The sequence below is a fragment of the Lewinella sp. W8 genome, from assembly GCF_004375085.3.
In the GTDB taxonomy this organism is placed as follows: Bacteria; Bacteroidota; Bacteroidia; order Chitinophagales; family Saprospiraceae; genus Neolewinella.
On the sequence record NZ_SNAQ03000004.1, the window covers coordinates 24063 to 47163 of the forward strand.

17 protein-coding genes are annotated in these 23101 nt (G+C 53.3%); 9 read left to right on the forward strand and 8 right to left on the reverse strand.

Translation table 11 applies throughout. From position 1 onward, the window contains the following. Positions 1-32: 32 nt before the first annotated feature. Positions 33-605: a TetR/AcrR family transcriptional regulator gene (locus tag E1J53_RS06095; RefSeq protein WP_134271138.1), complete on the reverse strand. Its 573-nt coding sequence runs from the start codon at positions 603-605 to the stop codon at positions 33-35. Between the two features lie 137 nt (positions 606-742). Between E1J53_RS06095 and E1J53_RS06100 the strand changes: the two genes are divergently transcribed. Beyond that, positions 743-1342 carry a hypothetical protein gene (locus E1J53_RS06100; protein WP_134271137.1) on the forward strand — a complete coding sequence of 200 codons (600 nt, stop codon included), beginning with the start codon at positions 743-745 and terminating at the stop codon, positions 1340-1342. Positions 1343-1397: 55 nt separating this feature from the next. On the opposite strand, the gene E1J53_RS06105 is transcribed toward E1J53_RS06100, so the two are convergent. Beyond that, positions 1398-4502, reverse strand: coding sequence for a S41 family peptidase (locus E1J53_RS06105; protein WP_134271136.1), 3105 nt, complete (start codon positions 4500-4502; stop codon positions 1398-1400). Between the two features lie 92 nt (positions 4503-4594). Here E1J53_RS06105 and E1J53_RS06110 point away from each other — a divergent pair, with 92 nt between their 5' ends. The 3 genes from E1J53_RS06110 (at position 4595) to uvrB (ending at position 7657) form a co-directional block, all read left to right on the forward strand. After that, positions 4595-4930, forward strand: coding sequence for a four-helix bundle copper-binding protein (locus E1J53_RS06110; RefSeq protein ID WP_134271135.1), 336 nt, complete (start codon positions 4595-4597; stop codon positions 4928-4930). 137 nt (positions 4931-5067) lie between these two features. Continuing rightward, positions 5068-5406 (forward strand): Dabb family protein, encoded by a 339-nt coding sequence (locus E1J53_RS06115; RefSeq protein ID WP_368671736.1) that lies wholly within the window; start codon positions 5068-5070, stop codon positions 5404-5406. Positions 5407-5614: 208 nt separating this feature from the next. Continuing rightward, positions 5615-7657, forward strand: coding sequence for an excinuclease ABC subunit UvrB (uvrB, locus tag E1J53_RS06120; RefSeq protein WP_134271132.1), 2043 nt, complete (start codon positions 5615-5617; stop codon positions 7655-7657). A gap of 156 nt (positions 7658-7813) precedes the next feature. Here uvrB and E1J53_RS06125 read toward each other — a convergent pair whose 3' ends face one another. Beyond that, complete coding sequence (locus E1J53_RS06125; protein WP_134271130.1) at positions 7814-8218, reverse strand: hypothetical protein; 405 nt, start codon at positions 8216-8218, stop codon at positions 7814-7816. 241 nt (positions 8219-8459) lie between these two features. On the opposite strand from E1J53_RS06125, the gene xerD reads away from it, so the two are divergent. Both xerD and E1J53_RS06135 read left to right on the forward strand, forming a co-directional pair. Continuing rightward, a complete protein-coding gene (xerD, locus tag E1J53_RS06130) occupies positions 8460-9365 on the forward strand; it encodes a site-specific tyrosine recombinase XerD (RefSeq protein ID WP_134271128.1) in 906 nt (301 codons plus the stop codon). 286 nt (positions 9366-9651) lie between these two features. Continuing rightward, entirely contained in the window at positions 9652-10143 is a 492-nt protein-coding gene (locus E1J53_RS06135) for a hypothetical protein (RefSeq protein WP_134271126.1), read from the forward strand. Between the two features lie 400 nt (positions 10144-10543). Here the strand turns inward: E1J53_RS06135 and E1J53_RS06140 are convergent, their stop codons facing one another. Beyond that, complete coding sequence (locus E1J53_RS06140; RefSeq protein ID WP_134271124.1) at positions 10544-11650, reverse strand: VWA domain-containing protein; 1107 nt, start codon at positions 11648-11650, stop codon at positions 10544-10546. A gap of 160 nt (positions 11651-11810) precedes the next feature. Here E1J53_RS06140 and E1J53_RS06145 point away from each other — a divergent pair, with 160 nt between their 5' ends. Next, the gene (locus E1J53_RS06145) at positions 11811-12287 is read left to right on the forward strand and encodes a Dps family protein (RefSeq protein WP_134271123.1); all 477 of its coding nucleotides are present in this window, start codon (positions 11811-11813) and stop codon (positions 12285-12287) included. 45 nt (positions 12288-12332) lie between these two features. Here the strand turns inward: E1J53_RS06145 and E1J53_RS06150 are convergent, their stop codons facing one another. Continuing rightward, entirely contained in the window at positions 12333-13688 is a 1356-nt protein-coding gene (locus E1J53_RS06150; protein WP_134271121.1) for a serine hydrolase, read from the reverse strand. A 76-nt stretch (positions 13689-13764) separates the two neighbouring features. Then, positions 13765-14265: an adenylate kinase gene (locus E1J53_RS06155; RefSeq protein ID WP_134271119.1), complete on the reverse strand. Its 501-nt coding sequence runs from the start codon at positions 14263-14265 to the stop codon at positions 13765-13767. Positions 14266-14463: 198 nt separating this feature from the next. On the opposite strand from E1J53_RS06155, the gene E1J53_RS06160 reads away from it, so the two are divergent. Both E1J53_RS06160 and E1J53_RS06165 read left to right on the forward strand, forming a co-directional pair. Then, entirely contained in the window at positions 14464-16788 is a 2325-nt protein-coding gene (locus E1J53_RS06160) for a DUF5682 family protein (protein WP_134271117.1), read from the forward strand. A 342-nt stretch (positions 16789-17130) separates the two neighbouring features. After that, the gene (locus tag E1J53_RS06165; protein WP_134271116.1) at positions 17131-20271 is read left to right on the forward strand and encodes a hypothetical protein; all 3141 of its coding nucleotides are present in this window, start codon (positions 17131-17133) and stop codon (positions 20269-20271) included. Positions 20272-20524: 253 nt separating this feature from the next. Here the strand turns inward: E1J53_RS06165 and E1J53_RS06170 are convergent, their stop codons facing one another. Both E1J53_RS06170 and E1J53_RS06175 read right to left on the reverse strand, forming a co-directional pair. Then, positions 20525-21868: a hypothetical protein gene (locus E1J53_RS06170; RefSeq protein WP_154640147.1), complete on the reverse strand. Its 1344-nt coding sequence runs from the start codon at positions 21866-21868 to the stop codon at positions 20525-20527. A gap of 338 nt (positions 21869-22206) precedes the next feature. Next, the gene (locus E1J53_RS06175) at positions 22207-22902 is read right to left on the reverse strand and encodes a pseudouridine synthase (protein WP_134271112.1); all 696 of its coding nucleotides are present in this window, start codon (positions 22900-22902) and stop codon (positions 22207-22209) included. Between the last annotated feature and the right edge of the window lie 199 nt (positions 22903-23101).

The window sequence follows — 23101 nt, forward strand, 5'->3', positions numbered from 1 at the left end:
TTGAATATTTATTCATTTTTGGGATAAATTTTTTATCCGATCAGGGCAGACCGCACAATTCCCCACGTTCGTTGCTGGATATTTTTGGTGTAGGGCCTACCGTGAAAGAGTTGAAAATCGACCATGGCTTTGACGATGCTGTCCATCACGTGGAGCAATTCTTCCGGGTCCCCCGTTCTGATCATACCCGATTGTTGGCCTTCTTCCACCATGTCCAGCAAAAACTGGAAGTGGTCCATGGTTTCCTGGCTCGCTGCCTCGGTCATGTAGGGGGAGCGCTTGAGCAGATCGGCGAATAAAATGGCCTCCCGGTGTTCCCCCACGTAATCCACGTACCGCTTGACGGTATGCTCCAGCCGATGCTCCAGCGTATCCTCCTCCCGGAACTGGTGACGAAGGTAGCGGGCGGCCGTGGACCGCACGGAGCGATTCACGGAGAGCAACAGATTCTGCTTATCCTCAAAATATGTGTAAAGACTCCCCGTGGCGATCCCCGCCCGTTTGGCCAGGTCGCTCATCCGGATACCCGCCAAGCCCTTCTCGTTGGTCAGCTCCAGGGTCGCCCGGATGATGGCGTTGAGTTTGTGCTCGTCTTTGAGTCGCATTTGGCAAGGAAACGCCCTAAAATGAATAAAAGTTCGGGAATAGATCTACTCCCCGGAAAAGTCCTTTTCCCGGAGAAAAAAATTTTACTACGGGTAAGATTCCTGGTCTGGCGCAATGGGTGATAAAACCACTACCCATGAAATCCATCAATTTTCTCCTTTTCTTCTTGCTTCTTCTGGGCAGCTCTTCCCTCAAAGCCGTCATGTTTCCGGGAACCCTGATCACCCTGAGCGGGGACTCCATTGCCGTCAAAATTGATGCCGGAGTCGGCTTTTTCAGCGGAAAGAGTGTCAACCCCACCAGCATTAAAAAATCCGTTACCATGGAGTTGGCTCCGGGCAGGATTAAAAAGTTCAAGCCTACCGATATTCAGGGATTTATCATCCATAAAACTAAGGAAGGCTCCGTAGCTTTTCTGAGCAAAGAAGTAAAGAATAAGCAGTACTTCGTTAAGCTCATTCACCAGGGATCCGTGAACCTATACTTCTTTTATACCCGTCACCCGTACGACGGCGGACTCATTGCCCGCTACTTCCTCGAAACTTTTGATGGAGAGATGGTGCAGCTACGGGAATTCACCTGGAGAAAGCAGTTGGTGGAGCTCTACCAACACGTGGATTTTTTCAACCGCGAGAGAGCAGAGAAGCAGTACCGTTTTGGCAAACTGAAGGACTTCTTTCAGGATTATGAACGCTCGCTGGGCAAGACCCAGCAAAATTTTTACGCCTGGAAATAAGGGAAATCAGAACGGGAGCTTTCCCATTTAAGGAACTGCTCCCGTTCCAATCCCATTATTTCAACTGCTCCATGATGATTTCAATGGCCTTATCCAGCTGCGGGTCACGCCCCGCCTGGCGATCGGCCATGGTGTTATCGATTCTTACGTCGGGTTCCACGCCCGTCTTTTCGAGGTTTCTCCCGTCGAGTCCGTAACAGCCCCAGCTGGGCAGACGGTAGAAGGAACCGTCTACCAGTCCCTTCCCGGAAGTGAAGATGATCCACCGGTAGGTGGGGGTACCCACGACCGTACCGAGACCGAGCTGCTTGAACCCTTCGGTGGTCATTTCGGCGTCGCTCAGGCTTTGCTGGTTGATCAGGAGGACCACCGGTTTGGCCTGGGGTGCAAAATTGGGTTGGGACGCCCGGTCGCCACCCCGGTAGGCCCATTCGAGGTAGGGCCGCTGGCTGAGGAACTGGAGGACGGCATCGTGGACGTTCCCCCCGGTATTGTAGCGCAGATCAAGAATAATGCCTTCCCGCTGGTACCCCTCGGAGATCATTTCATCCAGGAAGCGGTTGAGCTCCCCGCCGCCCATGTTCTTCATGTGGATGTAGGCAATCCGGCTCTTACTCTGTCGGTCTACCCGCGCCTGATTATCGTCCATCCATTCGTCGTAGCGGGCCGTACGGGTCTGAAAGTAGTTTACCGGATGGATACCGACCTCAAACCGTTCCCCGCCCCGGGCGAAGGTCAGCATGATCTCCTTATCGATACTCGGCCGGGACAGGTACATCTCCCGGTTCATGGCCGGATCCACCGATTCGCCGCCCACGGCCACCAGACGATCTCCGGGCTGAATGTCCTTTCCGTAGACGTCGGCGGGACCATCCGTCAGTACCCGCTCCACGCGGTAGGGATCATCCGGGGCGAATTCCAGTCCGAGCGAAAGCGTCCGGGAGCGCTGCCGCGCCCGTTCTTCCGAACCGGAAGAATTAAACCCAAAATGCGAGGTGTTCAGCTCACCGAGGAGGTCATTGGTGAGTCGGCGCAGGTCGGCCCGGTTGGTGAGGTGGGGCAGGTACTTAGCGTACTGATCCCGCAGGGCCGGCCAATCCACGCCGTGAAAGTCTTCGGCGTAGAAGTTTTCCTCCAGGTTGGCCCAGGTCTCGAAGTACATCTGCCGGAACTCGTCGTTCAGGTTTCGCCGGAAGGTGTGCTTCAGTTCGGTGGCCTCCAGCTTGTTCTGGTTGAGGTTGATCTGCTGAACCTTACCGCCCCCGAGCAAATAGTATTTTCCCTTGACCACGACCAGATCGTTGGCACCGCCAACGCCCTGCCCCTTGATTTCTTCCGTCTTCGGTGACTCAAAGTCCTCGTAAACGGTCTTGTACAGCTTGGTGCGCCCCCCTTCGTGGTTGGAGCCATACAGGACGATCGTTTTGCCCTTTTCCTCGATCACGTAAGCCCCTCCCTGGGTGCCGAATCCAGGACCGACCTGCTCCAGCCGCTCCATGATGTTTTCGTAATCGATACTGACGACCACCGAATCCTTCTCTTCTTTCTCCTCGGAGAACAGGGCGTCAAACTTCTCCGTCCGGTAGGGCGCTTCGTAGCGGTGCAGGGGTAGGCGGTAGAGGTTCTGATTTCCACCACCCCGCGGATAACTTGGCTGTCGCCGGGCACTGGAGAAGTAGATGTAGCGCCCATCGGGCGACCAGACCGGTCCGGACTCACTCACTCCGGTATTGGTCAGGTTCTTGACCTCGTTGTCGTTTTCCAGATCAACGAGAAAGATGTCGTTCTCAAAGTCCCGGTAGGCCGTATACATCAGGTAGCGGTCATCGGGCGACCAGAGGGGGAAGTCATTATAAAACCCCCAGAGTTCATCCCGGGCCACCAGCTCGGTGGTGAAGTTGTCCAGGTTCAGGACCCGCACTTCGTTGCGGCCACTCAGGTAAGCCACCCGGGAGGTATCGTGACTCATCTCCAGGTTGCGGTTGTTCTTAGTATCGTTGGTGATGGCCGTGGGGGCCGCGCTGCCGTCGGCAGGCATCCGGTAGAGGTTCTGGTAGCCGCCCTTCGTCTGGTTGAACAGGAGGGTTTTGCCGTCCTTGAGCCACTTCACCTCCAGTACCCGCCCGGTACCCGTTTCCATCTGTCGGATGAACTTGCCCTCCATATCCGAAACGAAGAGCTCCCCGCGGGAAACGAAGGCCAGTTTTTTGCCGTCCTTCGCGACGTCGAAGGCAGTAAGCTTTCCGTCCGTGGTAAAGTCCTGGCTTTTGGTTAGTCCGGCAAAGGCGTTCAACGTAATGGGTACCAAGCGAGACTTGCCGATGGCGGTATCGAATAGGTGGAGTTGGTAATCCCTGATGAAGGCAATGGCGCTGCCGTCGGCGCTGATGCTGGGCGAGAAGACCGAACTGGAAAAGCGGGTTAGTCGCCGTTGGTTACCGTCCCGGAGGGCGTACAGATTGTACTCGCCGTTGTCCCGGTCGGAAACGAAGTAGGTGTTCCCGTTGCGGTCGATCATGGGCCACATGTCCTTGCCCTCCCAGTCGGTGTGCTGGGTCAGGGTACCGGTAGCACTATTGTAGGATTTGATGTCGGGATTGAAGGGCCCCTTATACCCCTTGCGGTGGGTGAAGATGCTGCTTTCCCAGCTTTCGTTGAAGTACAGCTCGCCGGTGCTGGGGTGGATGGCGGGATTGTGGATGGTGTTGAAGTAGTGGCCGAACAACCGCTTCGGCGTGCCGCCCTCCCGGGAAATGGCGTAGGTGGTGCGGGCGTTGTAGCGGCTGGAGACGAAGTAGATCGTCTGACTATCCCAGCTCCAGGTCGCCGCCACGTCGCTGCTCTCGTGGAAGCTCAGCTGCCGGATTGGTCCGCCACCGAAGGGCATCAGATAGAGGTCGTTGTTGCCGTACTGACTGGAGGAGAAGGCGATCCATTTCCCGTCGGGGGAGACGCGGGGGCTGCTCTCCGCCCCGTCGAGGGCGGTGAGGCGGTTGGCCTGCCCGCCGGCGGCGGGCACCTCCCATAAGTCACCGTTGTAGGTAAAAATGATCGTTTTTCCGTCGGGCGTCAGACTGGGATGGTCCACAAAATAAGGGGAATCCTGGGCGGTCAGCGTGATGGCCAACAGGCACAGGACCAGGGTGAAAAAGTGTCGCATTTGGTGGGGTTTTGGGAGAAAGTTACGGAACGATCGCAATGTCCGCCCGAACCCAGGGGCACCACCAGCGGTTGCGGAGAAAAACTACATTTATGAGTGCGCCCATTTCTCCCCGTTACCTCGATGCCGTAGAGGCCTGTCAGGCCTGCATGATTGACTGCCAGGCCTGCCTGATGGCCATGGCCACGAAAGAAAGCATGAACGAGTGCCCCCGCTGTTGCGTCCAGTGCATCGAAGCCTGTCAGGTGGCCCTGAAGATGATGGTCGCCGACAGCCAGTGGGCCGCCGCCTACTGCGGTCTTTGTGCCGAAATTTGTGCCTGGTGCGCCGACGAGTGCGCCGCCCACGACCACGATCACTGCCAGCGTTGCGCCGAGAGTTGCCGCCGCTGCGCCGATGCCTGTCACGCGCTGGTGGGCAGTAACTAAGATGAACGTTCAGCGAAAGGCCGCACGGGAGAGGTTACCTTTGGGGGATGAAGTACCTTCCTTTTTGTTTCCTCTTACTGTTGGCCTGCACCCCCGAGGCGCAGGAAACGGAAGCGGATACCACCCCCGCCACCGATATGGCCATGGAACCCAGTACCCCCGACAGTCTGCTACGCCACGCCGTCTTGTTTTCCTTCAAGGAGGAAAGCTACCCCGATGGCGTCGCGGAGGTCGAAGCCGCCTTTGCCGCCCTTCCCGGAAAAATTCCGCAGATCATCGATTTTGAATGGGGCACGAACAATAGTCCCGAAGGCCTCGACCGTGGATTTACCCACCTGTTTTTCCTCACCTTCGCCAGTGAGGCGGACCGCGACATCTACCTGCCCCACCCCGCCCACAAGTCCTTCGGCGAAGTGCTGGGGCCTCACCTCAAGGACGTATTGGTGCTGGATTACTGGACAAAGGCGGGGGAATAAAGTCGGGGCGACGGAGCGCAGGTGCCTACCTATTCGGTACGGCCCGTAGAGACAAGGTATGCCTTGTCTCCACAATGTTTACTCATGCCTTGTCCGTACGGGGCCGGACCGAAAATTTTTGCACCCGCGGTGACGCCAAAAAATACATCCTCCGGCCAACCTTATTGCCATCAATTGTATTTAATACTACGCACTTCCAACACTTGTTATGGCCTTCGAACTCAACGCTAAATTTTCCCCCACCGGTGATCAGCCCCAGGCGATCGACCAACTCGTTGACGGCGTCGAGCGCGGAGAGCGCGGGCAGGTGCTGCTCGGGGTGACGGGCTCGGGTAAAACCTTCACGATGGCCAACACCATCGCCCAGCTCAACCGCCCCACCCTGGTGTTGACCCACAATAAAACCCTGACGGCCCAGCTCTACGGCGAATTCCGGGAATTCTTTCCGGACAACGCGGTGGAATACTTCGTGAGCTACTACGATTACTACCAACCGGAGGCCTACATTTCCGTCTCGGACACCTACATCGAAAAGGATCTCGCCATCAACGAGGAGGTGGACAAACTCCGCCTGCGCGCCACCTCCAACCTGCTGTCCGGCCGCCGCGACATCATCATCGTGGCCTCGGTCAGCTGCATCTACGGTATGGGCAACCCCGAAGACTATAAATCGGGGATCATCCGCCTGGAAGTGGGACAAACCAAGAGCCGTAACGGCCTGCTGTACGACCTCGTCGATAGCCTCTACAGCCGGACGGAAGTCGACTTCAAGCGCGCCACCTTCCGCGTGCGGGGGGATACCGTGGACGTCAACCTCCCCTACGTAGAATTCGGCTACCGCATCATCTTCTTTGGCGACGAGATCGAGAGCATCGAGAAGATCGAAATCGAGAGTGGTAAGCGCATCGAATCGATGCGCAACGCGGCCATTTTCCCGGCCAACCTCTACGTGGCCCCGAAGGAGCGCCTGAACGGCATCATCACCCAGATCGAGGACGAGCTCTACGAGCAGGAGCGCTACTTCGAGCGGGAAGGCCGACTACTGGAGGCCAAGCGCATCCACGAGCGGACGGCCTTCGACCTGGAAATGATGAAGGAGCTGGGCTACTGCAACGGGGTGGAGAACTACAGCCGCTTCTTCGACGGGCGGAAGCCCGGCACCCGTCCCTTTTGCCTGCTGGATTACTTCCCCGACGACTACCTGATGATCGTGGACGAGAGCCACGTGACCATTCCGCAGGTCCGCGGCATGTTCGGAGGCGACCGGGCCCGCAAACTGAGTCTGGTCAACTTCGGGTTCCGGCTGCCGTCGGCGATGGACAACCGTCCGCTGAACTTCACGGAATTCGAAAGCCTCATCAACCAGGTGGTGTACGTTTCGGCTACCCCGGGCGACTACGAGCTGGAGCAAACCGGCGGCGAGATCGTCGAGCAGCTCATCCGGCCCACCGGTCTGGTGGATCCGCCCATTGAGGTGCGCCCCAGCGAAGGACAGATTGACGACCTCCTGGAGGAAATTGACGAGCGGGTCAAGAAAAACGAGCGGGTGCTGGTCACCACCCTGACCAAGCGAATGAGCGAGGAGCTGACCAAATACCTGCAGACGCTCAGCGTGAAGGTGCGCTACATCCACTCCGAGGTGGACACCATGGAGCGGGTGGAGATCCTGCGTGACCTCCGCCTCGGGGAATTTGACGTCCTGGTGGGCGTTAACCTGCTGCGGGAGGGCCTTGACCTTCCCGAGGTGAGCCTGGTGGCCATCATCGACGCCGACAAGGAAGGTTTCCTCCGCAACGAGCGGAGCCTCACCCAGACGGCCGGGCGTGCCGCCCGGAACGCCAACGGCCTGGTGATCTTCTACGCCGACAAGGTCACGGACTCCATGCGCCGCACCATTGACGAAACCAATCGTCGCCGGCAAATCCAACTGGCCTACAACGAGGAGCACAACATCACGCCCATGTCGCTGGCCAAAACCCGGGAAGAAATCCTGGAGCGGAAAACCATCCTCGACATTCGCGGCAAAGCCGCGAAGAAAGCCTACGTGGAAAAGGTGGAAATTTCCAGTGCCGCCGACCCCGTCCTAAACACCATGACGAAGGAGCAACTCGAAGCCGCCATCGCCGAATCCGAGCGCAAGATGAAGAAAGCCGCCAAGGAGCTGGACTTCATGAGTGCCGCCCAGTACCGCGATGAGGTATTCGCGCTGAAGGCGCGGTTGAAGGCGGGGGGGATGACGCTGAAGGGGTAGGTTGGGGGGATTGAGAATTTTTGATTGAACATGTAGAATTGAAAATTTTGGGCACTAAAAAGTGCGAGGGCCCAACTCTTCCTTAGACGAAGGGATAGTTTAATTCAATTATTTGTTTAGGTAATACTTTTCCAATCCATGGAGTATTTCCTGTAATCACCCTATCCTTTTCATTGGTGGGAAACTAGCTTTTTTAAGTAACTCATTGATATTTTCCCAATCAATTTTTGATGCCTTCCGCATCAAAAAACCGTTTTGTTCTGCATGAGCAGATAATAACTCATCGATTTCAATAAAACCCAATTCGGCATAGTAAACGTACTCGGTGGACCAAATAAATCTATCGTCGCATATAATCTCTGGAACGCCAATCAATTCTCCAGTAAGGGGACTGGACAAGAACGATCGCTTGGCAATGATTCGGTAACCAGATTTCAAATACTCAATGACCTGTTTGGAGTTACTATATCTACCCATATCACTTTCCCCCCATCCCTCAACAGGGCTCTCAGTCCCGTGCCCTGGCCACGAGGAATTCCATATTCCAATAATATTTTCCATACTTTTTTGCTTGTTATTTGACCATCGTTCCGTTTACAGAGCACATTTGCCCCTGTAAGTCCACAGAAGCAAAAATTGTAGCTCTAGTAATTAGGTTTGAAAAATAGATCACAAACCTCTTTGGCCATATTACACGATTAGTTTAAAAGACTTTCAAAACTGCACCTGAAAAGGAGAAGCTTTCATTGGTTAAGTTTCCGATCTCGATAATTATTCTCCCAGCAGGTGCCAATGCATACCAATGTTCCCCAGCTACCTCCGTTCCTTCGCCGCCTACCTCAAACTTACCCGTGGGTACAGCGACCATACCATCGCGGCCTACCGCCGCGACCTGGAGAAGCTGCCCGCCTACCTGGAGTTGCGGGATTGGGAACTGAGCATCAGCCAGATCGAGCGCTTTCACCTCGATGACTTCATTCAGTACCTGGCGGAGCTGGGCCTGGCGCCGCGCTCGCAGGCGCGGCTGATTTCGGCCATGAAAACGTTCTTCGGCTATCTGCTCGACGAGCGGATCATCGCCACCGACCCAACGGAGCTGCTGCAGGCTCCCAAACTGGGGCGAAAAATTCCGGAGGTGCTAACTTATGAGGAGATTCGGGAACTGCTGGCGCAGATTGATCTGAGTACCGACCACGGCCTGCGGGATCGGGCTTTACTGGAAACGCTTTACGCCTGCGGTTTGCGCGTCAGTGAGTCGACGGGGCTGAAGCTCACCAATCTTTACCTCGATCAGGGGTTCATCCGGGTGACGGGCAAGGGAAACAAGGAGCGGGTGGTACCCATCGGGGGGGAAGCCGTTAAGCACCTGGAAATATATCTGGAGTACGTCCGGCCACATTTACCGAGCATCAAGCCCGAAGCGGAGAACATTGTGTTTTTGAACCGCCGGGGCGGAGCACTGAGTAGGGTATCAGTGTTTACGGCCGTGAAGAAGTATGCGGCGGCGGCGGGGATTGAGAAAAACGTCAGTCCGCACACCTTCCGGCATTCATTTGCTACCCACCTGATTGAGGGGGGCGCGGACTTGCGGGCGGTGCAGGAGATGCTGGGGCATGAGTCCATTCTCACCACGGAGATTTACACGCACCTGGATACAGACTTCCTGCGGGAAACCATCATGAGTTTCCACCCGATGAATCAACGGTGATTACTATAGCAGATTAGCGAGTTGGGGGAGGAAGAAGAGACTTCCGTAGAGCGTCAGTAAGACGATGATGAAACTAATTCTGCCGAAATTTTTGGGAAAGTTCATGGGTCATAAATTGCGTGGGTTATGGGATATGTGCGCACGAGTGCGTCTATTCCTACATACGTGATTTTTAGGAAATTGGTTCGTTTTTTCCATTTCCCATGAACACTTTTTAAACGCTACGGCCCTTAATTTTATTCCTCCATGCATCGAACCCTTTTGGTTGGTGTTGATTCTTTACGTTATGCGCCTAACATTTCTACTGTTCTTCCTGCTGGTCCTGGCGGGCAGTGCCGCCGCCCAGCGGGTCCTCCTCTTCGAGAAACTGACCGACTCTCGCTCGGAACGCCTCTACGAGGGCGAGATGCTCCGCTTTAAGATGAAGGGAGACAACTTCTGGCAGGAGGGTCCCATCCGGCAGATGCGGCCGGACATTCAGGCGCTGGTCATCAACGACCGCTTCATCATGACCGACGAGATTGCCGTGATCGACCAGGGCAACACCGTTTTCGCCGCGGCGGGCTACGGCCTGATGACCTTTGGCGCCGGATGGTCCTTCTGGGCCCTGGCGGGCAACGCCACCGACGGAGACCCCACCACCCGCTACGAAAACCGGGACCTGATGGTCACCCTCACCTCCGTCGGCACCGGCTATCTCCTCACCCGGCTGCTGGGCAAGAAGCGATTCAAAACCGGCAAGTACAAACGCCTGCGGGTGGTGGATACGAGTTTTTAGGGCTTTTATTCTATCGTTGGTCTTCACTCTCGTGCTCCGCAAAATATCCGACTAACTCGTCCGCCGAGGCGTGACGCAGGAACTGACTCGTCGGCCGAGTGGGGGAAGTAATCGTACTCCAATTCACTCAGCTAAACCTTCGCGCCGCGACACATCGGATCAGCTCACTTTGCTCGACGGATCCGATGAGCGCTTGGTGGAAAAGTAGCGTTCATCCGATGTCTCCGGAGCAAAGCGACGGGTCATCGGATGCATCGCGGCCCCTTTGCGGAAGCCCCTCACCCAGCGGACGCCCCAAATCGCCTCTCCCGTTTCGGCCTCCTCTTCAGCCTTAGCCTTCTCCTCAACCTCAGCCTCCTCCTCAGCCTTAGCCTTAAGCCTGAATCCTCAATCCTTAATCCTACGGATACAGCGCCTTACTCAGTACCTCCGCGAAGGCTCCCGGAGTGCTGGCGAAGGGTTGAAGGCCCATTTCCGTCAGGTAGGCGGCCACCTCGCGGTCGTAGGCAGGCGCGCCTTCGTCGCTGAGGGCCAGTAGGGGGATGAAGGTGAGGCCGGTTTGCTGCAGCCGCTGGACGGTGGCCAGCATGGCGTCCACGGAGCCTCCCTCGAAAAGGTCGCTCAGCAAGATCATGACCGTATCCTTCGGGCGAACGTTGAGCCGTTCGGCGTAGCGCAGCGCCCGGCCAATGTCCGTTCCCCCACCGAGCTGGATGGCGAAAAGTAGTTCGAGGGGATCGGGCAGTTGATCGGTCAGGTCCACCACGCTGGTATCGAAGGCCACCACGTGGGTCTTCAGACTCGGCAAGCTGGCCAGAATGCAAGACAGTACGCCAGCGTACACCACCGAGGCGGCCATCGATCCACTCTGGTCGATGAGCAGGATAACGTGCTTAAGCCCGGGCCGGGCCCGGGCCTGCCCCCGCAGGTGTATGGGTAATACCGTCTTGTATTCCGGCTGGTAGTGTTTCATGTTGCGCCGGATCGTCTGGTCCCAATCGATGTCTTGGGGGCGGGGACGGCGATTCCGGTTGTGCTGCCGCCGGCGTCCACCGAGGGATTCCTCCACCGGGCGGCGCAGTTGTTTCTCGATGTCTTCCACCACCTTGCGGACGACCTGCCGCGCCGTTTCCCGACTCCGCTCCGGCAGCAGATTTTTCAGACTCAGCAGCGCGCCCACTAAATGCACGTCCGGCTCAATGGTCTCCAGTAACTCCGGCTCCAGGAGCATCTGCTTGAGGCCCAGTCGCTCCAGGGCGTCTCGCTGCAGCAGCTGGACCGTGTCCACCGGAAAATACTTACGGATGTCCCCGAGCCAACGGTTAACGTTGGGGTTGGAGGAGCCCAGCCCGGCCTTACGGTCCTGATCGTGGTAGAGGGCTTCCAGCGTGCCGTCCATGCCCGCCAGGCGGGGCGGCAACTCGATGGCATCACCGCCCTCCTCTTCGGCCTGCTGGCCGAGGATGAGTCGCCACTTTCGGAGGTATTCGTCGTAGTCGTCGGGCATATGGCTAAGGTAGGCTAAGAGAAGAAATAATGGATGTCAACTAATTGCTCTTTCAAATGAATTTTGATTGACCGAATTAATCGGGGAGATAATGTGACGGACCTCACAAAATTACCGGGCAAAGGGGAGTACCTTTAAATCAATCCGCAAACAACCAATAATGAGCACAAGAAATGCCATTGGCCTGGACAAAGCCCAGGCTAAACAACTCGCTGATAAGCTGAATGAACTCTTGGCCAACTACTCCATATTTTATCAGAATACCCGAGGTTACCACTGGAACATCAAGGGAGAAAAATTCTTTGAACTTCACGTGAAGTTTGAGGAACTGTACAATGATCTGATCCTGAAGATTGACGAAGTTGCCGAAAGAATTCTGACCCTGGGGCATACCCCAAATCATAATTATTCGGACTACCGGGCAATGTCCAGGATTCAGGAGAGCGTCGAAGTCAACAATGGCCTAAAAGCCGTGGAAAACATCCTCGAATCTTTCAAAACGACCATAATTCTACAGCGTGAGTTGCTTAATTTATCTTCTGAAGCCGATGACGAAGGGACGAATGCTTTGATGAGCGATTACATCCGCGAGCAGGAAAAACTGGTTTGGATGTATTCCGCCTTTTTGAACAAGTAAGGAAAACTCTCGCTAAGCAACAAAATCTTTGAGGCCCACCCGGGCTTATTGCCGCGCCGCCAGAATCCGGCTGATCAGCCCGTCAAAATCGGAGACCTGATCGTCATTGTGCCCGAGGCGGACAACCACCAGCCTTTCCTGCGGCAGCATAAACACCCGCTGGTCCTGAAAGCCGCGCATCATGTAGGCGTCTTCCGGCAGGGAGGGCATATCGGGGCCCTTGAGCCAGGTTTGGCCACCGTAGGTTCCTTCACTGCCCGCCGCGGGCTGGCGCAGGTAATCCACCCATCCGGGCGGCAGGAGGGTATCTCCCTCCCAGATGCCGTCCTGCAGCATGAACTGCCCTAATCTGGCCCAGTCCCGGGCGGTCGCCCAGCCGTAGGAGCTGCCTACCGGTCGGCCACTCTGGTCCGGCTCGAGGAGCAGGCTCGGAGCGATCCGGTGGAACAGGGAGTCGTACAGAAAGTCGTAAAGTTCTGCGGTTCCCCCGCGTTCCCGACGCAGGAGTTCCATGAGGGTATTGGTCGTTCCGCTGGAGTAGACCCACGCCTCCCCGGGCGGGGTCACGGCCGGCATTCCGATCTGGTAGGCGGCCATGTCGGCGTGTTCGTGCAGCATGATGGTCGCGTCGCTCAGTCCGCCGTAGGCTTCGTTCCACCCCAGGCCGGAGTTCATCCGCAGCAGGCTTTCGCGGCTAATGTTCTTGCGCGCATCCGTCCATATCTCCGGGAAGAGTTCGCGCTGCTGTACGTAGGCATTTAGATTAGGCGCGGACGCAGGTGCCGTGTTTTGTCGGTCGTGCAGACTGGCTCCCGTGGCCAGGGCCGTGAGGGTCTTGGTCATGGACCACCCCAAAAGGCGGGTATCCCGGTCGTAGCCTTCGGCGTAGCGCTCCCCGGCGAGTTTACCGTCGTGCAGCACCACGATGCCCCGGGCACCGCCGCCCGCCACCGGCGTCATGCCGAAATCCAGGGCCGCCGCCAGTTTATCCCGGTCGAAACCGCCGTAATCCGGAGGGAGGCCGGCATCCTGGACGCCCATGGCACCCGTGCTTGCATCCAAAGCCAGTGCTCGAAAATCACGGTCGCCACGATTGTCAAGGATACACCCCACGCCCGGGAAGAAATAGGCGCGCCGGGGCACCAATCCCGCCAGTCGGGCCTCCACCCCTCCCTCAAAGGTGGTGAGGGAGAACCAGGAAAGCACCGAGAAATTCAGGTCATGCTCCCGGATGTCTTCCAGGTCCCGGTCCTGAAGGTAATGGCAGCTACAGCCGTGCTTGGCCGCATACCCACTGCCCACGTTAAGCAGGGGACGCAGCCAGAGGAAAGCCGAAATGAAGATGAGTACGAGCAGGCAGCTGAGCACCAGCAACCGGCGGTAAGTTCGCTTGTTTGCCATGCCGGAAGGTAAAGGTTTAGGAGATAGTATGGTAGTACGGTAGCGGGTAGCGAGTAGAGTATTAAGGGGTAGGGGACTAGGGAAATGATTGTTGGAGGAATCGTTTCACCTCGCGGGGAGACCGCAGGCGGTAGATGGTTTTTCCCCGTTGCTGCTCCGCTTCCAGACGACGCAGGATCCCCGGCTGGCGGGTCATTCGGTAATGCAGGACGTAACTCAGGAAGTGCAGGTCAAAGCGTTCGGGGCAGTCGGGCGCGGAGCTGGGGCGGTTCTTTCCCCAGTAAAGGGTGGTGCGCTTCAGAACCCGCCACAAACACCGCCAGGTGGGGAAATCGAGGAAGATGATGGCTTCCGCCCGGGGCATCCGGTAGTCGAAGGTTCCGGAATAATTGCCGTCCATGATCCAGGCCTCCCGAGCGGCGAGGGCGCTGACCCGTTCTATCCATACCTCCTGGGAGGGTTCCTTCCACCCCGGACCGAAGTAGTGCTGATCGAGGTAGATGATCGGCAGGCCCGTCCGTGCGCTGAGCGCACGCGACAGGGTCGACTTCCCCGAACCGGAGCAGCCGATGATCATTATCCGGCGATGCTTTAGATCAAAAGTTTGGATGATTGTCCGTTTGTGGAGGGCGAAGATATAGCTGCTTTCGATGGAGACAAAGTACGGCCTTCGCTCGGCCGACCAGCCAGCTCCTCCGTCGCGGCTGGGCGGACGAGCTCCTCTTTTCTAAATCCTTGAGCCTAAATCCTCAATCCTCTTCCTTACCTTCCCGCCATGGAGGTACGCACCTTTGGGATTCGGCATCACGGGCCGGGCTCGGCCCGGCGGCTACGGGCGGCGCTCGAGGCCTGGGTTCCGGATTTGATCCTGCTGGAAATGCCGGCGGACGCCGGGGTGGTACTGCGGGAGTTGGTCAGCAAGGGGTTGCGCCCGCCGGTCGCGCTGGTGCTGTATGCGGCCCAGGACATTGACCGCGCGGCCTTCTATCCCTTTGCGTCCTTCAGTCCCGAATACCAGGCCATCGACTGGGCGGTAGAACGGGCGGTGGAGGTGGTCCCCATCGACCTTCCGGCCAAGCACTTTCTGGCGCAGCGGGAGGACACTCCCGCCCCAAATTTATTTCAGCTTCCCAACCAGGAGCCTTCACCGGAGGAACCCTCTCCCCTTCCGGGCAAGAGCCGGAAGGCCCTGCTGGGGCAGTTGCGGCGGGACCCGTTGTCTATCGTCGGGGAGCTCGCCGGCTACCCCGACGGGGAAAGCTGGTGGGACGCTACTCTGGAGCGGGGCTTCGAGCAGCCCGCGGCCGTCTTCACCGCCCTGCGGGAGATGATGACCGAGCTCAGGAGCACCTTCCCCGAAGCGTCCGATGAGGAAAACGAACTGCGGGAGGCCTACATGCGGCACGAGATTCGCAAGGCCATGAAAACCGAGGCCGCACGGATCGCGATCGTGGTTGGGGCCTGGCACGTTCCGGCGGTGGCCGACGTAAAGCAGTACAAGGCCACTACCGACCGGGCCCGGCTACGCGGCCTACCCAAGGTAAAGATCAGCAGTGCCTGGGTGCCCTGGTCGTTTCCGCGCCTGGCGCGGAACGGGGGCTACGGGGCCGGGGTGACGAGTCCCTCCTGGTATCAGCTGCTGTTTGACTTCCCCGACAACGCCACGGACCGCTGGATGGCCGCCGCAGCCCAGCTGCTGCGGGCGGAGGGTTTCGACGCCAGTCCGGCCCTGGCTACCGAGGGTGTCAATCTCGCGCAAACCCTGGCCACCATGCGGGACTACGAACGCCCGGGCATCAACGAGCTGGAGGAGGCGCTGCTGGGTACGCTGGCGGCCGGTCGGCCGGAGCGGCTGGCCATCATCCACCGGGCCCTGACGGTGGGCACCACCGTGGGTTTCATTCCGCCGGGCGTCACGACCGTGCCCCTGCTGGCGGACCTCAACAAAGAACTGAAGAGCACCCGGATGGCCAAGCACTGGGAGACCGCCGGCGAGCAGTACCTCAAGGCCACCAAGGCCAATCCCCGGGGAGGCATTGATTTGCGGCAGTCCAACGACCTGCGGAAAAGTCACCTGCTGCATCGGCTGAACCTGCTCGGCATCCACTGGGGGCGGTTGCAACCGCTCGGTCCCGACAGCCTGAGCAGTTTCAAGGAAATCTGGTTACTGGAATGGCAGCCCGAATTCAGTCTGCTGCTCATCGAGCGGGCCGGCTACGGGAACACGGTACCGGCCGCCGCCATCGGTTACGCCCGGGAACGCGCCGGCGCGATGACCATGGTGCAACCCCTGGCCCAGTTGATGCTGGATTGCCTGCGGGCCGACCTTCCGGCCATCGTGCCGGACCTCCTCCTTCAGCTGCGGCAGCGGGCCGCCGCCACCACCGACGTCAGCGCCCTGCTCCTGGCCCTACCCACCCTGATCCAGACCACCCGCTACGGCGACACCCGCAAGACCGACACTTCGGCCTTGCTGCTGGTGATCGAGGAGTTGCTCCCCCGCCTCACGGCCGGCCTACCGGCCGCCGCCACCAACATCGACGACGAGCGCGCCGAAGAGATGCTGGGACTGCTGGCCTCCGCCAACTACCACCTCGCCCAGCTGGGGGGGGAGCAACTGGAGGATTACTGGCGCGACGGACTGCGACGCTGCAGCGTCGCCGGCGTACACCCCTCCGTGGAGGGCCTCTGCGTGCGGCTGCTCTACGACCGCGAAGAACTCGCGGCCGGAGAAGCCGCCAAACGCTTTTCCCGGGCCCTCTCCGCCGCCAACGGGGCACTCCACATCGCCCAGTGGCTGACGGGCTTCCTCCACGGCAGCGGCCAGCTCCTCTTTCACTATCCGCCCCTCTGGCGGCTGGTCGACGAGTGGGTCGCCAGCCTGGAATGGGAAGACTTCGAAGCGGTACTCCCCCTGCTAAGGCGCACCTTCGCCGACTTCAGCGTCTACGACCGCCAGCGTCTGCTGACGCTGGCTAAAGAGGGGCCGGCGCAGTTCAAGGAGGAGAAGGCTCCGGATAAGTCCGAGTTAGTTGCCGAAGCAACCACTTCTGGCGGAGACGATGGGTTGTTGGGACGGTTGTTGGAGTGGGTGGTGTGAGGGGAGCGCTTTTGCTAAAAGACAAGACCTGGTTGCTTAGAGAGATCTTTCCGAAATATCAACCAGCCTGTCATTGACCGGTGAACCTTATGCAGGTATAGTGTTCAGGATTTGCCCAACCATCGTCTAATTTTCAGAAAGGTTATTAAAGTTTGCGGGGTGACTCAAAAGCAAATGGTGAACAGTACCACGGATAGTGTTCAGTTGTAATAATAAGCTTCTAATTTCTTTTTTCTCATTAGGATTTGTCTATCTTTAGGTTATAGGCAACTAAAGTTTTTTCAATAAACCTGAACCACCTCTTAAACTATCCTGTCGACACAATTCTGTAAATCAGTCGGGATGCAAACAAATAACTTAATGTTAACTAGAACCACTATTGCTATATTCATTATATTCGGATCAATTGGCCTTTTCGGACAAGCCCACATAATTGGCGGATGTGGCACTGATCAAACACCAATAGGCTTCAGTAACAATAATAGTGATGCTAAGTCCACTAATTGCTCTACACCTACTGGTACAGATTTGAATACCTTTGAGCAGGATCATCTTGCAGATTTAGTGCCAACCAATTCTACACGCAAGATTAGAATCAGAACAAACGTCATACTACTTCAGAACGCTTCCGGCGAAGGAAACTTCGAGTTGTCAAATCAAGTACATCAAGATTTTCTTGATGACTTATATGATATGATCAACAACAGAATTAGTAATATGCAAAGTACGTGTACTTCTGATCCATCAACACTTGGAGACCTAAACATAGAATACGTACCCAATTTTATAGAAATTCAGGACGAATTTCTGTGGAATCACCGAAACGATCCGCAACATACAGTATACGATAGTGGCGAAAGTGGTAATAAATCATACCTGAACGATATACAGAATCTCGTATTTCAAGACCCTGCATATGAACAGGGCTTTGATGTAATTATAACAACTGATGCCAGCTACCATTATGGTTGGGATAGGTCTACTGAAATCTGGAGAACTCAACTATGGTCAGACTTAGGAGGATGGTACTTTAATGGCTTTTTTTACAGTGGCTTCCCTACCTTAAATTTGTCGTATCCTGCAAGATGGCATGCTCCTGATTTCTTTTTGCTATATGAAAATTTCAAAGCTGAAAAAACTGATCCTGAATGGTTCGGATCAAGAAGACAAGAAGTGCTTGAATACTTTTCAGGCTTATTCATACATGAATATGGTCACTACTTTAATTTGGGCCACTTTTCGTCAACTTGTTCTACAGACTTTATGAATCAAGGCGGATTTGAAACATCAAGAGCATATACTCATTTCTCAGACAATCAATCCCGAGAAGCATATAAAACATTTATGTTCAAGAACCTAAGGTCTTCAATAATTTGCGAAGATAAGATTGATCATGACTTAATCATTTCAAGCAATGAAACCTGGGATTATGATATAAAGGTATACGGAGATATAATTGTAGAAGATGGTGCCACACTAGATATTGACTGCAAATTAACCATGCAATCTGATGGAAAAATATTCGTGAAGCGGGGAGGCACCCTAAATGTAAATGGAGGTACAATAACAACTGATTGTGGAATGTATTGGCATGGAATAAGAATTGAAGGCTATTCTGATTTTTCAAACTTCCCTCAGTCTCAAGCAGGAAAAATTTATCTAAATGGCGCTCTTATTGAAAACGCACAGGACGCGATTTCTACTGACAACATACACATACCATATCCACAGAAAGAGGACTACTATGGCGGGTTGATAATTGCTGAAAACACAACTTTCAAGAACGGATGGAGAGCTGTAGAGCTAATGAAATATGCAATCAATGGTCATGACGATCAAAGCTATTTTTTAAACTGTACATTTGAAGATTTAAGTGTTGGCATCTCAAATTGGAGTAGTAATGGAGTTGAGATCACTTCATGTGATTTTGTGAACATTACCAAGCAAGGCATTTTACCCTATAATGCGGAAGTCATCGTAACAGGTTGTAATTTCACCAATTCTAATATTGGTGTAGATGCAATAAATACAAGCCCTACCTTATACAACGACATGAAAATTGGAGGTAGTAATATAGGTGAATCTAATTACTTTAACTGCAGCTCTTATGGGATCAGAGTGGTTTCTACTGTTTCATATGGAAATAATTACCCGATAATTCAATATAATAGTATTGATGGCGGCATTGCAGGAATATTATTAGATGGCCCTAATAAGGTTACCATATTTAGAAACAATATAGATGGTTCCTCTACAGGTGTACAAACCATGAATTGCGGTTCTAGTACGTCTTATATTCAAGAGAATGCTATTGATAACTCTGTCTATGGTTGCCAGAACATTGGCAATAATGATGGTATGAACTATATAGCGAACTGCTTTAGAAATAATTCGGCTTCTGATATTAAAATAGAGTCAGGAGGAACTATTAACAATCCACAAAGTCTATTTAAATTCTATGCAGCCGACAACAAGTTTTCAGGCCAAACAACAATGGCAATCGACAATAAGGGATCTTCTACTTTGCAATATTATTCAAGAACAACTAATCAAGGATCTCCATTTTATCCATCAAACTCTACGAATGTAAGCGTATTAGTTGGAACTCCTACCGCAATATCTGATCCCTGTGCCGGTAAATCTGCATTAAAAAGCGATACTGATTTCTTTGAAGAAACAAGCCACTGCTTTGACTTGTCTAAAGCCTCAATGAACAATTTTGAAATCAAAAAAAGGTTGGATGTCTTCTATGACAAAGAAATCAGCAATGAACTGTCTAATACTGAGCAGCAGTGCTACAAAGAATTGTCTACCTATTATGCTAAAAATCTGATTACAACTGACAATACAGATGACGCCGTTGCTTTCTTGAGTCATCATCCAATAATGGATATCAGGCTGCTAACTTTAAACGTACTTATTAGTAAAAATAAGTATGAAGAAGCCAAATCCTTTTTAAGTACAATTAAAGGGCATTCTCGCGAATTATATACTTTTTCCTGGATGCAAGAATTATTCATTGACTTTATCACCAATAAAACATCAAAAGACAGGCTTGAAAATGATCTTGTATCACTAAAGGAATATGGACTTCTTGGCAAAAAATACAGCGGATATGCAAGAGCAATATTTCAGTTCATTACGGGGGAGACAATAATTTTATCCGGTGATTTTTCCCCAATTTCTATCCATAATAATGGTGATAATAATCCAGAAAATTTGATCAAGATCTATCCTAACCCTTTTTCAATGGGTAGTAATGACCTAATAAACATGGACATTCCAATAGAATTTTACGAAGAAGGAATGCGATTAACCATCTACGACCTTTTAGGTCACAAAATTAGTACAAAATCTGTCCCTCTTTATTTAGGTAATAATGCCATTAATATAAATGAATTACCATCTGGTATTTTATTGATGGTCGTTAGGGACAAGATGGGTAAAGCTATTTCGACAAATAAAATATTATTAGTCGAATGATGAATTACTTGCCGGAGCTGTATTTTTCTTTGAAAAGTATACAGCTCCGGTAGTAGTCGCCTCAAAGCATAACCCTGTGAACTCACCACTTGAACACCTAGAAAACAGGTCAGATAGGATTCACAGCACAAGTTGGTTACTCCGATGATGAAGACGTTTTCGCCGCGCCCGATCCATGCTAGAAGATACAGCTAGACTGGAAAAATCAAGCCCAGGGCTTGAGAACGAGTCAACGCCCTGCAGGATTACTGTTTTAGGGGGGGCTATTTATATATTTTTCATGACTTTTTACAAAAGAATAAAATAAGAAGGGAACACAGAAAAGGAAGTATGATATATCAATTTTACTCTCTAAATATGCATTTTGAAAGCCAACCAACACTATATGATAAAAAGAATAAAACATAATAATTAAAAATAATGTTATCCCAGAGAAGAAGTATGTATCTTTTTCAAATCCAGGAATCAACCCAGCAATAGCTGATAAAACTAAAAAAATCGCCACCATTTCTTTAGGAACGAGAAAGGTTGATTGAACTATAAAAGGATTTGCTTCGAAGAACAAATCTTTCCAGATCAACACAAAAGGAATAAATGTCATTAAAAATGACAACAAAACTATTGTGGCGTACCATAAAAGAACACTACTTACCTTTTTATTCTTAAGCATATAGACCGATAAAGAAATAAAAACCACAACGAAAATAGACCGTGTTGAAAGTAACAATCCAGTAACTATGCCTGCAATAGAAGTTTTTTTATAACCAATGCCTTTTTTTGAAAAAAGACTATTAAAAATGAAAGCACATACTAATATCAGAAAAGAATACGTAAAAATATTACTCCTAGTAAACACTTCCCAATAGAAGTATGAAGAAGAACTTATAATTACCATTGACAATATTAAGCTATTTCTATTTTTTGTAGTAAAAAAAACAAATGAAGCCATTGCGATGTATCCTATAAATGATAATAATTCTAGTGATCCTGCCATATAAAAAGGGAAAGCAATCAAAAAATATACAGGCATAGGTCCAGGAGGGTTTCCCATGTGGGATCTAGCGAAGTATGGGTAATCACCTCTTCCAAAGCTTTCCCAAAAACTTGAAATTACACTCCATCTGTCAACGTCAAGAGACTCTAGAGGGATGTAGAAGTGAGATACACATATTGACAACAAGCATAGTCCAGAACATAAAAAGAATATGTGTGTAAATACTTTTTCAAAATACTTAAAGTACCTAACTACCCCATATTGGATTAGTGCTATTGTGATAGACACCAAAAGTATATAATTTGGTATCAACCTTTGTCCGTACTTATAAATAAATATAAAATTTATAAATACTAAAACAAACAAGGATACCTGAGACTTAAGATGAAGCATGTGATTCAACATTTTTAAAAGCAAAATTTTATCGCCGCCGCCCGTCGGAGCAGTTACCGTGGCTCCAAAATAGAAATTCTTATTTGGATTGAATAAAGCTCGATAGGCTTCCCAACTAGAACGACCACAGTTTAGTCGGTGGGGGTATTGCTTTCTGCCCCCTTGGCCTTCGCCAAGAATGGGGGTGAAAGTGTTACAGCCGAGAGGCATCACTCATCTTGCACGAAAGCGATAGGAAAGATGGGGAGACGGTTCTACACCATCGGGGCAACGCCCCCATCGAAATAGACTTACCAGTAGTGTTTCACCAAAGACCTCGAGGGGCGTCCGATTGGCTGCCCCTAGTCATTTTATGAATACAATACCCAGTTGTCCATACTACCACATTGGAACGGTTCGCCTTCTGGCTACCATAATGCGAACGATGTAGAAAGGCGAGTTGGCTAAGTTAACAAGGCAAATGTTAGTTTAAAATCTAAACTAACTTAACATAAGATTAATTATAGCACGCATCACTCTCCAGAAGTTCTCCCCTTAATCTACTTCCCCTACCCCACCAACGCCATCAACACCGCCAGCTCGTCCTCCCGCAGCTCGCGTAGTTCCCCTTCCGGCTGTTGATCGAGCCGGACGTTCATGATGCGGACGCGTTTGAGCGTCCGGACTTCGTAGCCCAGGAACTCGCACATGCGGCGAATCTGGCGGTTGAGGCCCTGGGTGAGGATGATGCGGAAGGTGCGGGCGTTGATCTTCTGGACTTCGCAGCGCTTGGTGACGGTGCCCAGGATGGGCACGCCGCCGGCCATCTTGCGCAGGAAGGCGGCGTTGATGTTCTTGTTGACCGTGACGATGTACTCCTTTTCGTGGGCGTTTTCCACGCGGAGGATTTTGTTGACGATGTCGCCGTCGTTGGTGAGCAGGAGGAGTCCCGTGGAGGCCTTGTCGAGACGGCCGATGGGGAAAATCCGTTCGGGGTAGTTGAGGTAGTCAATGATGTTGGTGGGGTCGCTGCGGTCGGTGGTGCAGGTGATGCCCGGGGGTTTGTTCAGGGCCAGGTAGACGGTCTCGGGTTGTTCAGTGAGTGCTTCACCGTCCAGCAGAACGACGTCTCCGGGTTCGACGCGGTTACCGCGTTGGGCAATTTCGCCGTTGAGCAGGACCCGCCCCGCCTCGATGAGGCGGTCGGCTTCGCGGCGGGAACACCGGCCGGTGCCGGCAATGAATTTGTTGAGGCTGACGGACATTGGGGCGAAGATACGGCGTTGGGGGGATCGATCTTCGCGAGGCCCTGGCCCGTTCTGCGAACGGCCGGCAGACCTCGCTCGGGGAGGAGGACCCTTCCAGGGCCCTCATACGAGATTTCATTGCATCCCGGCAAAGCACGAGGATTCCATTGCATTGCACCTGCGCTGCGCCGCCCAAATCCATCTCCTTCGTCCGCCA

What these genes read in the sequence shown, in the direction of transcription:
- E1J53_RS06095 (WP_134271138.1), bottom strand. Translation starts at nt 605, where the DNA reads ATGCGACTCAAAGACGAGCACAAACTCAACGCCATCATCCGGGCGACC.
- E1J53_RS06100 (WP_134271137.1), top strand. Translation starts at nt 743, where the DNA reads ATGAAATCCATCAATTTTCTCCTTTTCTTCTTGCTTCTTCTGGGCAGC.
- E1J53_RS06105 (WP_134271136.1), bottom strand. Translation starts at nt 4,502, where the DNA reads ATGCGACACTTTTTCACCCTGGTCCTGTGCCTGTTGGCCATCACGCTG.
- E1J53_RS06110 (WP_134271135.1), top strand. Translation starts at nt 4,595, where the DNA reads ATGAGTGCGCCCATTTCTCCCCGTTACCTCGATGCCGTAGAGGCCTGT.
- E1J53_RS06115 (WP_368671736.1), top strand. Translation starts at nt 5,068, where the DNA reads ATGGCCATGGAACCCAGTACCCCCGACAGTCTGCTACGCCACGCCGTC.
- uvrB (WP_134271132.1), top strand. Translation starts at nt 5,615, where the DNA reads ATGGCCTTCGAACTCAACGCTAAATTTTCCCCCACCGGTGATCAGCCC.
- E1J53_RS06125 (WP_134271130.1), bottom strand. Translation starts at nt 8,218, where the DNA reads ATGGAAAATATTATTGGAATATGGAATTCCTCGTGGCCAGGGCACGGG.
- xerD (WP_134271128.1), top strand. Translation starts at nt 8,460, where the DNA reads ATGTTCCCCAGCTACCTCCGTTCCTTCGCCGCCTACCTCAAACTTACC.
- E1J53_RS06135 (WP_134271126.1), top strand. Translation starts at nt 9,652, where the DNA reads ATGCGCCTAACATTTCTACTGTTCTTCCTGCTGGTCCTGGCGGGCAGT.
- E1J53_RS06140 (WP_134271124.1), bottom strand. Translation starts at nt 11,650, where the DNA reads ATGCCCGACGACTACGACGAATACCTCCGAAAGTGGCGACTCATCCTC.
- E1J53_RS06145 (WP_134271123.1), top strand. Translation starts at nt 11,811, where the DNA reads ATGAGCACAAGAAATGCCATTGGCCTGGACAAAGCCCAGGCTAAACAA.
- E1J53_RS06150 (WP_134271121.1), bottom strand. Translation starts at nt 13,688, where the DNA reads ATGGCAAACAAGCGAACTTACCGCCGGTTGCTGGTGCTCAGCTGCCTG.
- E1J53_RS06155 (WP_134271119.1), bottom strand. Translation starts at nt 14,265, where the DNA reads ATGATCATCGGCTGCTCCGGTTCGGGGAAGTCGACCCTGTCGCGTGCG.
- E1J53_RS06160 (WP_134271117.1), top strand. Translation starts at nt 14,464, where the DNA reads ATGGAGGTACGCACCTTTGGGATTCGGCATCACGGGCCGGGCTCGGCC.
- E1J53_RS06165 (WP_134271116.1), top strand. Translation starts at nt 17,131, where the DNA reads ATGCAAACAAATAACTTAATGTTAACTAGAACCACTATTGCTATATTC.
- E1J53_RS06170 (WP_154640147.1), bottom strand. Translation starts at nt 21,868, where the DNA reads ATGCCTCTCGGCTGTAACACTTTCACCCCCATTCTTGGCGAAGGCCAA.
- E1J53_RS06175 (WP_134271112.1), bottom strand. Translation starts at nt 22,902, where the DNA reads ATGTCCGTCAGCCTCAACAAATTCATTGCCGGCACCGGCCGGTGTTCC.